Source organism: Enterococcus plantarum (assembly GCF_001730295.1).
Lineage (GTDB): Bacteria > Bacillota > Bacilli > Lactobacillales > Enterococcaceae > Enterococcus_L > Enterococcus_L plantarum.
In genome coordinates this window covers 150,796-163,881 of record NZ_MIKA01000012.1, presented here as the reverse complement: position 1 = coordinate 163,881, position 13,086 = coordinate 150,796, and the positions used below count along the sequence as shown (strand labels likewise).

General features: G+C 32.1%; 15 protein-coding genes. 10 read left to right on the top strand and 5 right to left on the bottom strand.

Going from position 1 to position 13,086, the window contains the following annotated elements:
• Window positions 1-348: 348 nt before the first annotated feature.
• Both BCR22_RS06340 and BCR22_RS06330 read right to left on the bottom strand, forming a co-directional pair.
• Complete coding sequence (locus BCR22_RS06340) at window positions 349-1,044, bottom strand: arylamine N-acetyltransferase family protein (RefSeq protein ID WP_069654101.1); 696 nt, start codon at window positions 1,042-1,044, stop codon at window positions 349-351.
• 720 nt (window positions 1,045-1,764) lie between these two features.
• Window positions 1,765-2,235: a hypothetical protein gene (locus tag BCR22_RS06330; RefSeq protein ID WP_069654099.1), complete on the bottom strand. Its 471-nt coding sequence runs from the start codon at window positions 2,233-2,235 to the stop codon at window positions 1,765-1,767.
• Between the two features lie 154 nt (window positions 2,236-2,389).
• Here BCR22_RS06330 and BCR22_RS06325 point away from each other — a divergent pair, with 154 nt between their 5' ends.
• Both BCR22_RS06325 and BCR22_RS06320 read left to right on the top strand, forming a co-directional pair.
• Complete coding sequence (locus BCR22_RS06325) at window positions 2,390-4,423, top strand: DUF1430 domain-containing protein (RefSeq protein ID WP_167351510.1); 2,034 nt, start codon at window positions 2,390-2,392, stop codon at window positions 4,421-4,423.
• 14 nt (window positions 4,424-4,437) lie between these two features.
• Window positions 4,438-5,073, top strand: a complete 636-nt coding sequence (locus BCR22_RS06320) for a putative bacteriocin export ABC transporter (RefSeq protein ID WP_069654097.1) — start codon at window positions 4,438-4,440, stop codon at window positions 5,071-5,073.
• 788 nt (window positions 5,074-5,861) lie between these two features.
• Here the strand turns inward: BCR22_RS06320 and BCR22_RS06315 are convergent.
• On the bottom strand, window positions 5,862-6,218 hold the full coding sequence (locus BCR22_RS06315) for a VOC family protein (RefSeq protein WP_069654096.1): 357 nt from the start codon (window positions 6,216-6,218) through the stop codon (window positions 5,862-5,864).
• 64 nt (window positions 6,219-6,282) lie between these two features.
• Window positions 6,283-7,056 (bottom strand): helix-turn-helix domain-containing protein, encoded by a 774-nt coding sequence (locus tag BCR22_RS06310; protein WP_069654095.1) that lies wholly within the window; start codon window positions 7,054-7,056, stop codon window positions 6,283-6,285.
• Window positions 7,057-7,351: 295 nt separating this feature from the next.
• On the opposite strand from BCR22_RS06310, the gene BCR22_RS06305 reads away from it, so the two are divergent.
• The 6 genes from BCR22_RS06305 to BCR22_RS06280 all read left to right on the top strand — a co-directional run bounded on the left by BCR22_RS06305 (window position 7,352) and on the right by BCR22_RS06280 (window position 11,172).
• Window positions 7,352-7,618 carry a DUF3130 family protein gene (locus tag BCR22_RS06305; RefSeq protein ID WP_069654094.1) on the top strand — a complete coding sequence of 89 codons (267 nt, stop codon included), beginning with the start codon at window positions 7,352-7,354 and terminating at the stop codon, window positions 7,616-7,618.
• 7 nt (window positions 7,619-7,625) lie between these two features.
• The gene (locus BCR22_RS06300) at window positions 7,626-7,988 is read left to right on the top strand and encodes a hypothetical protein (protein ID WP_069654093.1); all 363 of its coding nucleotides are present in this window, start codon (window positions 7,626-7,628) and stop codon (window positions 7,986-7,988) included.
• Window positions 7,981-9,372, top strand: a complete 1,392-nt coding sequence (locus BCR22_RS06295) for a T7SS effector LXG polymorphic toxin (RefSeq protein ID WP_069654092.1) — start codon at window positions 7,981-7,983, stop codon at window positions 9,370-9,372. Before BCR22_RS06300 ends, BCR22_RS06295 begins: the two co-directional genes overlap by 8 nt.
• 11 nt (window positions 9,373-9,383) lie before the next feature.
• The gene (locus BCR22_RS06290; protein ID WP_069654091.1) at window positions 9,384-9,812 is read left to right on the top strand and encodes a hypothetical protein; all 429 of its coding nucleotides are present in this window, start codon (window positions 9,384-9,386) and stop codon (window positions 9,810-9,812) included.
• A gap of 261 nt (window positions 9,813-10,073) precedes the next feature.
• Window positions 10,074-10,796, top strand: a complete 723-nt coding sequence (locus BCR22_RS06285) for a hypothetical protein (protein WP_069654090.1) — start codon at window positions 10,074-10,076, stop codon at window positions 10,794-10,796.
• 13 nt (window positions 10,797-10,809) lie between these two features.
• On the top strand, window positions 10,810-11,172 hold the full coding sequence (locus BCR22_RS06280) for a hypothetical protein (protein WP_069654089.1): 363 nt from the start codon (window positions 10,810-10,812) through the stop codon (window positions 11,170-11,172).
• Between the two features lie 359 nt (window positions 11,173-11,531).
• Here the strand turns inward: BCR22_RS06280 and BCR22_RS06275 are convergent, their stop codons facing one another.
• Window positions 11,532-11,759 carry a hypothetical protein gene (locus BCR22_RS06275; protein ID WP_069641122.1) on the bottom strand — a complete coding sequence of 76 codons (228 nt, stop codon included), beginning with the start codon at window positions 11,757-11,759 and terminating at the stop codon, window positions 11,532-11,534.
• Window positions 11,760-11,890: 131 nt separating this feature from the next.
• Between BCR22_RS06275 and BCR22_RS06270 the strand changes: the two genes are divergently transcribed.
• Window positions 11,891-12,115 (top strand): helix-turn-helix domain-containing protein, encoded by a 225-nt coding sequence (locus BCR22_RS06270; protein WP_010761745.1) that lies wholly within the window; start codon window positions 11,891-11,893, stop codon window positions 12,113-12,115.
• Between the two features lie 104 nt (window positions 12,116-12,219).
• The gene (locus BCR22_RS06265) at window positions 12,220-12,453 is read left to right on the top strand and encodes a helix-turn-helix domain-containing protein (protein WP_069641123.1); all 234 of its coding nucleotides are present in this window, start codon (window positions 12,220-12,222) and stop codon (window positions 12,451-12,453) included.
• Window positions 12,454-13,086: the final 633 nt, after the last annotated feature.

Genomic DNA, 13,086 nt, shown 5'->3' with positions numbered 1-13,086 from the left:
AGAGGAATAGAAGAAGAGGTCATGGATATGTATAGAAGAACTAGGAATGAGGTAGAAAAGGGAGTTGAAAGTTTAGGATAAAGAATATAGTTAGACTAGAGAAAGTGTGGAACAAAACTAATTTTTAATGTTGATGTGTGCCATAAATCCGAATAAACAGCGAGAAAAAAGCAGATCCTTCGAAAATAAGCTGGAATTCACAAAAATTCGAAAAATGATTTTTGTAAATTCCTTCTTATTTCTCGGATCTAAACACTTTTATCTCGTCCTCTTCATCCATTTGTTGTTCCATTTAAATACTATCAAAGCAACTACGTTGATTCTTTGAAAGAGTCACTAATTTGATGACTAAATTAATCCTCTTACCTTATCTAACTGCCCCGGTTCAAGCGGGTATTTAGTTGTTTCGCCATTAGATGTAACAGATAAATTTTTTTCTGTTAATAAAAAATAGCCTGTTTCATGACGTTTGAAACTTACGTATTTTTTGTTAAACGGCGAACGACCGTCCATCGTAATAGTTTTCTTAATCTCAGTTAATTCCTCAAAGGTTAGTTCGGGAGTAGACAAACTAAATTTATAAATCGTTTGCCACTTTTCTCCATCAAATTTCAAATAGTGGTGCTCATTATCCACTATTTGTACGCGATAGTTGTCGCCGCCAGCAGTTGCTGAAATTTCAACAATTTCTTCGGGACTATTTTTACCACAGCCGATATCTACTAGATAGTGTTTACCTTCAAGTTTAAGAACAATCAGCACATGTGTATGACTAATCGCAAACCACTCAGATTTTTCTTGATCGTAGATTGTTCCAGTGACCAATTTTACCTCGAAATTCAACGCTTTTAGTTTATGATAAAACCATGTATTCAAGTCATAACACAGACCGCCTTCCCCACGAACCAGTAGCTTCTCTTGTAAATATTCATAAGATAGCGTACTCGTATCTCCATTCATCTCTGAAATATTTTCAAAAGCAATTGTCTGCAGCTGTTTTTTTACCTTATTATTTAGTAATGCAATGATTGTTTCGTTGTTCATCTTTTTCCCTCACAGTCTTTCCGTTTATTTACCATAAAATGACTATCCTTTGCTCCTCGTTCGCTACGTCAATTGGGTATCTGTCTCTAGTATAATCGCTTACTTTTTATAAGTAAACCCTGTTCATTTAAAATCTCTGAACAGCAATCTCTTAAAAGCATCGATAATTTTCATTTAGTATTTTATAATACATTTATTGTGATATAATTTGATCAAAATAAAGAAAGGGAAACGGATGAAAAATTTTTGTTTAATCTGAGACTGAGTTTTCAATAAAGAAAAATAATAAATGAGTGGTAAGTGATGAGACTCATGGTCTTACGGTGTTTACAACGAATATTTTGAGCGATGAAGAGGCTGAGTTGGATTTAACCAATCAACTTTCACAGATTAAGGAAAAAGAAGTTAAGGTAACTATTCTTTACGAGTACGAAAATGAAAGTAAAACGAAATACTGTGTTAAAAACTACTACAAGCCGAAAAATCAATTGAATAAACGATTGTTTGTATATCATAGCTTGAAATTGTTAAGGAAATAAATTAATAGTAACGGATAAACAATACAAAGTATAGATAATTCTTTGGATAGATTATGGATAAAATAACAGTTATCACCACATAAAGGATAACAATATTAACATAACTAATCGTACTATTATCAGAGCAATCATTATGATTTGCTTATGTTATTACACGTAATATACCAAATGGTATTTTTAATTATTTTAAGTGCATTCCATAATCATAAGAAGCATAATGCGTATTGTTTAAATTGCCAAAAGAATATGCATTTGACCAGACATTGGCTCCTCTTTGTTTATCATATCCAACAGAACTTCCTAATTTGGATTTTGAAGCATGTGGCAGTGGATGTTGTACGCCTGAATATCCTCGTTTTCCTCCCCAAACAACATTGGCACTATAAGACCATTTTCCTCTATTAATAGAAACTGTGGCTCTGGATAAAGGATCTTGAATACCAGGCTGCTCAGCTGTTAACCAGTTAGGGTTTGAGTAATCTACGATAGTACCATTTTGATCAGTAGCAATAAAGCCTGAGCTTAGATTACTTGGTAGTGTTAAAGATTTCAATGTGTCCGTAGGTTCATTCGCATGAACTTGAGTAAAAGAAAAACCTGATGTTACGATAGTAATACCTAATCCCAAAGTTAAAAAAATAATTTTTTTCATTTAGTCACTCCTGATTTTTTATTTGTTGAGGTATTGAAGCTTCATGTGAAAAATGGTAACATTTATTTGACGTAGTGTAAATATTTTTTAATAAAAGATTTCTATTTGTTTGTAAAATAATGTTAAAAGGTGGTTTTTTATGGGAAGGCTAATTTTGAAGATTGGGTTGCTTTTTTGTTTTTTTACAATGGTACTTGGATTGATAATTGGAAATAATAATAATGAGAATATAAAACATGTGGATTCGCAATATAATATAGATGGATACAAGATAAAACTACCTGAATCAGCAGTAGAAAAAAATCCAGAGCTAGCTTTCAACATACTCTTGACTAGTGCGAATAAAAATAAAACGTCTTTCATTAACAGAGTGACAGAATATACTGTAAAAAGAGATCAAGGAGAAATTGATTTAGCATCGGATATTATTAAAGTAACCTACTTTATTGACGACAATGCTAAAACATCTTTTTTATCGAAATTTAACCCGAAAGTAATCAAAGGCAAGACAGAACATTTATTCAATAGTAATGTATTCACTGAAATCAATAAAATAAAAAATGTTACTAGGTCTGATATTGTAAATGGCGATTATTTTATACAGGGAACTGACTCGCAGATACAAGAGATGGTACTTGATAGTATATCTACGTTTAAAAATCAAATGGGTTTAACACTAGTTGCAGAAGAATTGATTGATGATTCAATGACACTTCCAATTGAATTGATCCCTACTTTGGATATTCAAGCTTTACTAATGTTAGGAGTGTTATTTTTTTTATGTTGCTTAGTTATCTATAGTTTATTAGTAACACGAGACATACAGATACTAAGGATGAATGGCTATAGTGTACTGGAAATAGCCTGGCACTATTTATTGAGAGATATCAATGCTTGGATGTTGGCAACGTTACTTTGTCTATTACTTGCTAAAGTTATATTTTCAACCTTTTTATTGAACAGTCAATTACTAAGTATGCTTATCCTGTTAACTGCTATATTGAACCTGATTATTTTTATCTTGTTAAAGTCTATTTCTTTTTTGTCAGCAAAAAATGCTCTAAATTATAAAAATTATGATAAGGATTTTTTTTATGTCGTATATGCGATAAAAATTTTCTTTTTGTTTACAGTTATTACTAGTTTGAGTCCTTTAACAGAGCTTTTAAAAGACTCTTGGCGATATGCATCATCCCTTAGTCAACAGAATCTTCCTGAAAATTCTAAGGTAGGTATTTTTTATCCATTATTAATTGGTAAAGATAATAAAGACATAACATATAATACGAATGTGTTTTTCGAAAATTTGAGTCAATCCGCAGATAGAATAGTTGGAAATAAAGGGTTTATCATAGATATTTCGTCATATGAACAAACAGATTCATTCTTTGATAAAGTCATAAAAGTTGATACTAGTTATTTAAAGAATCATATTAAAGTAGATTATCAAGATAAAAAAATTAAGACAGAGACTAAAGACGGTGAAACACTCTTTTTAATTTCGGAAAAGCTAAAGGATAGAAGGCAAGAAATTAGGGACTATTACAAAGCCAATTATGATATGACGATTACGTTTATTGTTATCTCTGATAAAACAAAATTGCCGTTATACAACAATAAAAAAAGAGAACTTACAGGTGCTTTATTAATTGAAGTTCTAAAAAGTCCAGAAGATATTCCTATTATTAAAGGTTTGGGAGGCATTGACCCATTGAAAATAGTGTTAGGAAATCGTTCTCCTGAATCGATATATAAACAGTTAAAAAATAGTATAGATACAGAATATCTTGATGACAACTTAGTAAGCATTGTTAAATTATCTGATGTAAATAGAGTTATTTTATTAAGACAACTCGGAACGTTTTATATTTATCTATTTCAAACACTATTTAGTTTGAGCCTAACTATTTTTATTATTATACAGTGTGCGATAGCCTATTATAATCAAAAGAAAAAAATCATAACGATTTTGAGAATACACGGCTATTCATTTTTTCAAACCTATAAAAATTTCTTTTTGTTATTACTGATTCAAAATACGTTGTTTATCCTATTGTTTATGGCAACATATCCAGAAAGATTGATAGGGTCATTTGTCACTTGCTTATTGTTGTCGATGATTGAATTTGTGACAAGTGTCATTGTAATCATTAAATTTGATAGAGTGAAAAAGGTTGAAGATAGTTAAAAGGAGGATTCGCTATGATCTTAGAACTTAAAAATATTAATAAAAGTTATCGAGATAAACCAATCCTAAGCAACTTTAATCTGCAAGTACAAAGAAATGAGATACTTGCTATTTATGGAAAAAGTGGCACAGGCAAATCAACAATTTTGAATATTGCGGGTTTATTAGATGATTTTCAAAAAGGAGAATTAAAACTATTTGGTGAAAAGGCGCCTAAAATAAACTCTAAGAAAGCACTACTACTAAAAAGAAATTGTATCTCGTACCTATTTCAAAACTATGCCTTGATAGAAAGTCAAAGCATTGGCAAAAATTTAGAGGTAGCCCTTCATTACACTGATTTTTCCAACAAAGAGAAAATTAAATTAAAAGAAGGCGCGTTAGACAAAGTAGGTTTATCGATACCTTTGAATAAGAAGGTTTATGAATTATCGGGGGGAGAAAAGCAGCGTATTGCATTGGCTAGAGTATTATTGAAACCAAGTAAACTTATTTTGGCAGATGAGCCAACGGGTTCCCTAGATAGTGAGAATAGAAATAATATATTGGATATATTATTTCAAGAACATCAGTTAGGAAAAACGCTGATTATTGTTACCCATGATCGCTATATCTTAAATCAATGTAATAGGCATATTGAACTGTTGTAACCTAACTAGAGCATAAAATTACTTGTTAGTGGACAGGCTTTAATTTGTTTCAATTTTTGTGGCTTACTTATTTGAACTATTATTAAACCTGATTTTTTTTACGTGCCAGATTTAATCGATTTTATTATATTCACATAGAGTATCGTTATTTGCGTATTTATTGTTTCATTAGCTGAGTCTGGTGCATACATAGTTTTATTTGTTATGGAATCTATTGGAAAGAAAAAGCTTGGCTGGAGTTCTGACTGAGAATCATACTGCTAATTAACAAGCGCATTTTCTATCTTTTTAAATCTATCGTTCATCAGTATCAGTTCGGGCTAATACTGATGAACTTTAAAATCCTATTTTGCGGCTAGGATTTTTAATCAAAATATTTTTGAATTTCTTTTTGGTTTTAAGTTTATGTGTTTCTTGAACTAATGTTTTTAGTATCCGCTCATGTTCATAAAAGAGGTTAGCGGGAATAGAGTGAATTTGGGTGTTGTTTTTTAGTGAACTGAATGTTTTGTGCCAGTTCTTTAATTGTTGGATTGAATGATTTAGTTTATGTAGGTCTTGATAGGTGATCGTTTTTACTGGGTGAGCTATGTTGAACTATCAATGGTAATCCCTCCATTTTATTTTATATTCGTTGATTACTATAAAATAAAAGAACCAAAAATAGTTGAGAGTAACCTTAAAAGTTATATCTGACTCCACCTAAACATGATTTCTAAAATGTACAAACGACGAATCATTGATCCGTCGTTTTAGCGTAATATTCATTATATAAACACTATTTAAATCTATTCTTGAGCGTATAACCAATAGAACGATAACTTATTGCCATCTGGATCAGAGAAATCAACGTATCGAAGGACACCTGGTACATCCTCAATCACTTCATCAGTTATTACTCCAAGTGTTTTTAACCGTTCAAATTCTGTGTCTAAATCTTCCACTTCAAAACGTAAACCGTTCTCTGAAACATTAATTTTTTCTTCGTAAAGTTGAAGCCAAACCGAACCAATTTGATACTCAATAATGCCTTCAACAGGGCTAATTTTCTCGTCACTCATAAGAAGTTTTTCATACCAACTTGCAGCTTCCTCCAAATTACTTACTGGTAGACCTACAGTGACACTCTTTACATTTAAACTCATAACTATTTCCTCCATTCCATCAACTTACGACTAGTTTATCATTTCATGGTCGAATAATATTATTCTAGATTGTGTTCTTTAAACGGGAGATCAAAAGTTTTCCCACATTCACTAATATTGGTGGGTCTTCTGGTATCGGTTCTCTCAGTTTAATCGTGTAATGATTGCCAGAACAGTTTGGAAATGATAGACGTTCATCTTCTTTCCCTCTCAAGCTGTTGCCTAAGTTAAAGTAAGATAGAACATTAGTGGAACGGCTTATGCCACAAGCTAATAAATAATAGTCTCCATTTGGAATATTTTTCAATTTGTTTCCGATTAAATTTTTAGTCGCTAATCCAGATATAGGCATATGATTCGGGATAAGTGTCCGGAAAAGTCCAATAAATACAATCCCCAGCTCAAATCCAGCCGGTACTTCAATCGTTACGGTGCAAAAAGACTGACTCTTTTCTTCAAAATGCGCTATCGACTGATCCTTATCATCCGTTTCAAACCGTTTCATATCATCAAAAAGTTCACTCATTTTCGTTTTGTACTCTTTAGGTGAACTACCTGTATATTTTTTAAACGTATTCGTGAAACTACCGCTGCTTTCAAAACCTGAACGCTCTTGTAGGTCGAGTATTCGCTTTTCTTCATCAAGTTCAAAGATCGCCTTTTCAACTTTTAAACTAGAGAGAAATTCAGCAATACTGAATCCATTTATCTCTTTAAATTTCCGACTAAAGTGATGTTTATCATAACCAAAGTGAACGGCAATTTCCTCACTGGTCATTTTTCTACTAACAGCTTCTTCTGAAATGAAAGAAAGAATTTCAGGCATTTTGGTTTTCATTTTTGTTCCTCCTTCTCAGAGCGCTAGTTTCTAAAAGACTTGTCAATAAATAAGCTATATCAATTACTTATTTTGCACGAAAAGAAAGAGTTTTTCAATAAAATTTAAACGATTCAATGGTTTATCAAAAAGTTACAAGTACACTGAATAAGTTGATAAAGTCTATAGTTACCAATATGGTATTCTTATCTTACATAATATTTTCAAAAGCAATTATATGGTTGGGCAAGTTAGCTAAAAAGATAAATATTATGTCGAGGGTAAAATCAACTAATCGATCAAAGGAGACATTCAGATGGCAGATAAAATCAGTACTGATGCAGCAACCGTAAATTCCTTAACAAGTAAATTTACAAGCAGCCTCTCATCCCTATCATTCAAACCAAAACAAGCAAGTAGCATGAGTTTTTCTGAAAGTAGTGCCGCTAGTGCAATGAAAAGTAGTGTTTCTTCGCTTAGTACCATTGTTTCAACGTTTAAAAGCAACGCGTCTAAAGACATTGGAAACTTAGAAAAAATACATCAAGCCATCAAACAGGCTGAAAAAAATGCAGTAAAGTAGGTGCTTTATGGAAGAAAAACAACTACAGGTGAAAATCGAAGAATACGAAGATCGAAAAATAGAGTTAAAGAAAAAAGATACTGAAAGTGATTTTCTACTCAATGATCTACAACGTGTTTACCAACAACAAGCAGAGATATTGGAAGAATTTCTCTATTACAGCAAAGGAACAGAAGCAGAACGTTCAGCTAGGATAGATTTAGAAATGCTAGAAGATGAACGGACAGAAGCATTCCGAACCTTTGATGCTGGCAAAGAAGAGTTAACAGAATTAGTAAGTGAAACAGAACGTAAAAAAATCCAAGCAGAAGACGACCTCCTATGGCTGCAAAAAAAGAAACAAGCACAAAAGGAGGAGGAAGATGCCTAAATTTAGATATACTGAATGGCAAAACGTTGCCAGTGAAGTCCAAACGCTACGTTTAACAGTATTAGATCAACTAAATTCCTTTAAAGAGGCGCAACAAGCGTTTCAAAGTGCAGGGAAATTATCTGGTACAGGGTGGGATTCGACCAAAAGTTATTTTGATGCCTACTCTGAAGTATCAACGACAGTGGGCAATGCCTTAAATACCCTTGATGATGCGATCACCTCTTACTTGAGCGCCTTTACCTCAGAAGTTGGACCAGCAGAAAATGATTTAGATACCGCAAAAATGGAAGGGCTAAAAGCTGAGTTACGTCGTCTACAAGCAGAAAATGATGTGATCATGGAAGCTTTGGCAAAAGCCTTTGAAGATGTGCCATTTGTGAACCAATTTTTTAATAAACAAAGTATGCTAGGAACCGCAAAGAAAATTGAGATTCTCGAAAAATATAGCGCCTTTGAAGCAGCACATGGCAGTGATTTCTCAGACGTGCAGACAGTTATTACTTCGATTGCCGAAGGGTTAGCTTTTCTAGGTAGTGCCGGGAATTTTTCAGGCGGGAAAGATGGTTATAAAACCATTGATTTTAAAAATCAAAAATGGTATAAAGCACTAAAGGACTTTAACAAAGAACAACCCAAAGACCGAATTGATGTGGTCATCAAAGAATTATCGAATGGCGTCGAATACCAGATTTATCGTAATGGGAAATTGGATGTTCAAAGAACCAAAGAATTACATGAACTGTTTCGTGTTCATAATGTTGAATTATTTAAAGAGTATGGACCAGAGATTTTTAAAATCCTTACGAATATTGATGATATTGAGATTCTATTTGGGAAAGATTCTACGACGATGCAGCGGTCATCTTCAGGTGTTTTCTTGTTGTTAGCTGTATTGCCGATTGATCGAGTGAAGGATATTTTGAAGTCAGCTAAGTTGCTTAGAAATGGTGATTATTCGCTAGATGCGATCAAGTTGACTGTTAAAGAGTGGGAAACGTTGAAAGAGTTTGAGAGGTCAGCGGATGTTGTTAAGACTGTTGATAGAGGGAAAGATGTAGGGAAAGCTAGTGGGGTTAAAAAGATATACAGTGCAAATGGAAATCCAGATTTAAGAGCATTAAGAAGACCACAATTTGATGAAGTATTGAAAAATGGGTTTCCTGATGGAACAAAATTAAATCAACATGCGTACAATTCTCTTTTCAAGTCTGGGAGAAAAGATATCATGATTGATGACATTATTGATGCATTAAAAACTAAGCCATTATCAGCAGACCCAGGGAGTGTAAAATATGTTAACCCGAAAACAGGAACTTCTATATTTGTAAATCCTGAAACAAATACGGTTGTTGGGATATGGCCTCAAAAATTTAAACAGTAAGGAGCTTGGATATGAAAATAAAAAAAGTGATACAACAAGATTTAAAAAGCGAAGTTACTTATGTGGATGAAGTAAAGAATTTCGATATTGTTACCGAAAAAATGAATGATGATTTTTACACGTATCCACTAGGAACTAATATGATGATGTGGTTAGATGATGATGGTTTGATTGGGGAAATTGAATGTATTTTCCCTGAGGAATTAGAAAAAGAAATTTTTTTAATAAAGCAGCAAGAAACATTGATGCAGAATGGTTTCCCATTAATTAATACAGAAGTTCCTGTAGAAGTTTCAATAGCAAAAGTTTTCAAAAGCAAAGATTACTTTACCTTGTATTTTTCTGAATTAGAAACATATAATAAAGAAATTGTTACTACAAACCTAACTTTTTATGTAAATGATGGCGAGTTGATAGCTGTAAAAGCTGAAATTTCATAGTAGTAAAAAAGGCGCTTTATCAAAAGATTGGTAATCAAGTGGTCAATAGCTAGGGACAGCTAAGTGAAAAGCGTTAATGCTGTATAAAGTGACTAGTTAATGTATTGTCTTCATTTTCCTAGAGCATTATTTGGAACAAAAAAGTCTAGAGAAATTTCTTCTAGGCTTTTTTGAATTAGAAATGGATGCTACTAAACACAAAGAAATTGCTACAGAAAACTAAAGAACTGTAACAAAGCACAACCGAAAGACCGAATTGATGTGGTCATCAAAGAATTATCAAATGGCGTCGAATATCAGATTTATCGCAATGGGAAATTGGATGTTCAAAGAACCAAAGAGTTGCATGAACTGTTTCGTGTTCATAATGTTGAATTATTTAAAGAGTATGGACCGGAGATTTTTAAAATTCTTACGAATATTGATGATATTGAGATCCTGCTTGCGAAAGATTCTACAAAAATGCAACGCTCATCTTCAGGTGTTTTCTTGTTATTAGCTGTATTGCCAATTGATCGAGTGAAGGATATTTTGAAGTCAGCTAAGTTGCTGACAAATGGTGATTATTCGCTGGATGCGATTAAGTTGACTGCTAAAGAGTGGGAAGCGTTGAAAGAGTTTGAGAAGTCAGCGGATGTTGTTAAGACTGTTGATAGAGGGAAAGATGTAGGGAAAGTTGGAATTAATTTTGGAAGTTCTGAAAAATTAGAGATTCATTTTTCAAAACATGGTTTTGAAATGAAACAGGCTTTAAACAAAAAAAATTACACTGTAGCTGATTATTTAAGTGATGCAAATCATGTAATTAATGAAGGGCAATTTGTTCCTGAAATGAACGGTTATGTCAAACTTATTAGTGGTGAAGGCAGTGCTAAATATGCTTTTTTTGGATTAGATAGGACAACAGGTAATATAACAACGTTACATTTGAAATCTGTAAAAGAGCTTGCTAAAAAGGCACCTAGTTTAGGGTTAAAACCGTAGGAGGTAATATAAGATGATTATTGTAAAAAAAGTGAATTGGATAGATATAGATTCAGGAGAGGCAGATATTTTACTTTCAGATGGTACGTATTCTATTGAATGTTTTTGTAGTGATTGTAATTTTTCAGAAGGTGATACGTTTTCAGATATTCTTTATGGATTTAATGTTAGAAATATCGTGAAAAGCTTCAATGAGGAATACGTAATAGATGAAAAAAACGGTAGCTACTCTATTCAAGCTAAACTTGTAGATAAGGACAGTGAGATTTTACAAATAGGAGAGTTTAAAATAGATATATCTGATGGCGACATACCTAAGGACATTGACAAAAATGATTATTTAGAAGTTGATATTTCAAGAATTGATATTTATTAAAATAGTAGTTTCTTCACTTTCCTAAAGTATTATCCAATGAATTTCTTTATTTTTCCAGAATATGAAATAAATGATCAGCGTGAAATTCCGTTTGTGGAATATTCATACAAAGATGAACTAATTACAAGAATAAATGAATATGCACGAGAAAAAAATTTAATTGTAGTGGATGTTCAAGACGTGAATGCAATAATGAGGTCTAGAGGAATTTTCTCTAGGCTTTTTTGTTGAAAATGAATTGTGCTAAAACACAAGAAACAAGTAGTTAGATAGCCAACTACTTGTTTAAATCTATCGTTCATTAGTATCAGTTCGGCTAATACTGATGAACTTTAAAATCCTATTTTGCTGCTAGGATTTTAAATCAAAATGTTTTTGAGTTTCTTTTTGGTTTTAAGTTTTTGTGTTTCTTGAGCTAATGTTTTTAGTATTCGCTCATGCTCATATAAGAGGTTATCGGGAATAGAATGATTTTGGGTGTTGTTTTTTTGTGAACGGAATGTTTCGTGCCAGTTCTTTAATTGTTGGATTGAATGATTTAGTTTGTGTAGATCTTGATAAGTGATTATTTTTACTGGGTGAGCCATGTTGAACCTCCTAATGATTTCTATTTTTTTCATTCATTGTTTTTGCTCTTAAACCTATTTTAGAGTTTATTGCTCTAAAAGTCAATAGAGTTTATAACTCTATCGTAAAATAAATAAAAAGGAGACAAGTCATGCAATATATAAAACGGATAAGAGAATTACGTGAAGATAATGATTATACACAGAGAGAAGTTGCAGCGTTGTTGAGTGTTGGACAAAGAACTTATGCTGATTATGAATATGGAAAAACGAGAATACCTCTAGATTCCATGATTGTATTAGCTAAATTTTATAACGTTGATATGAATTATATATGTGGAATTAGTAATGTGAAGAACTCATTTCCTAAAAAATAGTTAGTTTAATGCTAAATGATAGATAGCTAATTTAAGAGTTTATAGCTCTAAACAGTGGTTGAGTTTATAACTCTAGGATAGAATAATCAAAAAGAGGGATGGCTATGGATTATATTAAGCGAATAAGGGAATTACGTGAGGATAACGATTATACACAGAGAGAAGTTGCAGCGTTGTTAAACGTGGGTCAGAGAACTTATGCTGATTACGAATATGGTAAGACGAGAATCCCTTTAGAATCTATGATTAAACTTGCAAAATTTTATAATGTTGATATGAATTATATTTGTGGGGTTAGTGATGTGAAAGTGCATTTTCCGAATAAGAAGGGGAAATGAAAATATGTAGTTAAAGGTTGTTAGATTGGTCCGTATGTTGAATGAGCCCATCTTTGAATTATAAAGTCTTTCTAGAATAAATTTATTGTACTTTTCTTTAAAAGAATCAGTACCAAAAAGAAGAAAAACAGTATAAATAAAAAACAGAGGTATCCCAATACGGAATACTTCTGTTTTTAGTTTGAGTCTAAATAAACCAAGTACACATAATTTTTGTGAGGAAACAATTTGTGCAGTTGGTCGTAAAAAGTGGGTTTAGCAAACTGAAGTGAGTTAGCTTGCTAAACTAAAATTTATTTGAATAAATCCTTTCTCAAAGTAGCCACCAAAAGATTGAATGATTTCTCATTTTTTTGTTCTATAAAATTAATGGTTTCTTTGGCTACATTAGAGTTCTTAGTAATAAGTTGTAACTTTGGAATAGATATTTTTAAATCATTTAAGGCATTTTCTACACGTTGTTGTTCAGATAGTTCTTGAATATCGTATCTTGCTACGCCTAAAAAAAATTTAGCTTCTTTAGGGGAGAGAACAATTTGAGAAAAAATCGTTATTGATTCATATACTCTCTTTTTTCTTCAAATATATATTTTTTTCTATCTTTAAAAGGTTCTAAAAATAGAGTTGATAAGA

Coding starts and splice junctions, on each gene's coding strand:
- BCR22_RS06270 (WP_010761745.1), top strand. CDS start 11,891: ATGCAATATATAAAACGGATAAGAGAATTACGTGAAGATAATGATTAT.
- BCR22_RS06330 (WP_069654099.1), bottom strand. CDS start 2,235: ATGAAAAAAATTATTTTTTTAACTTTGGGATTAGGTATTACTATCGTA.
- BCR22_RS06305 (WP_069654094.1), top strand. CDS start 7,352: ATGGCAGATAAAATCAGTACTGATGCAGCAACCGTAAATTCCTTAACA.
- BCR22_RS06290 (WP_069654091.1), top strand. CDS start 9,384: ATGAAAATAAAAAAAGTGATACAACAAGATTTAAAAAGCGAAGTTACT.
- BCR22_RS06265 (WP_069641123.1), top strand. CDS start 12,220: ATGGATTATATTAAGCGAATAAGGGAATTACGTGAGGATAACGATTAT.
- BCR22_RS06340 (WP_069654101.1), bottom strand. CDS start 1,044: ATGAACAACGAAACAATCATTGCATTACTAAATAATAAGGTAAAAAAA.
- BCR22_RS06295 (WP_069654092.1), top strand. CDS start 7,981: ATGCCTAAATTTAGATATACTGAATGGCAAAACGTTGCCAGTGAAGTC.
- BCR22_RS06320 (WP_069654097.1), top strand. CDS start 4,438: ATGATCTTAGAACTTAAAAATATTAATAAAAGTTATCGAGATAAACCA.
- BCR22_RS06300 (WP_069654093.1), top strand. CDS start 7,626: ATGGAAGAAAAACAACTACAGGTGAAAATCGAAGAATACGAAGATCGA.
- BCR22_RS06280 (WP_069654089.1), top strand. CDS start 10,810: ATGATTATTGTAAAAAAAGTGAATTGGATAGATATAGATTCAGGAGAG.
- BCR22_RS06275 (WP_069641122.1), bottom strand. CDS start 11,759: ATGGCTCACCCAGTAAAAATAATCACTTATCAAGATCTACACAAACTA.
- BCR22_RS06315 (WP_069654096.1), bottom strand. CDS start 6,218: ATGAGTTTAAATGTAAAGAGTGTCACTGTAGGTCTACCAGTAAGTAAT.
- BCR22_RS06310 (WP_069654095.1), bottom strand. CDS start 7,056: ATGAAAACCAAAATGCCTGAAATTCTTTCTTTCATTTCAGAAGAAGCT.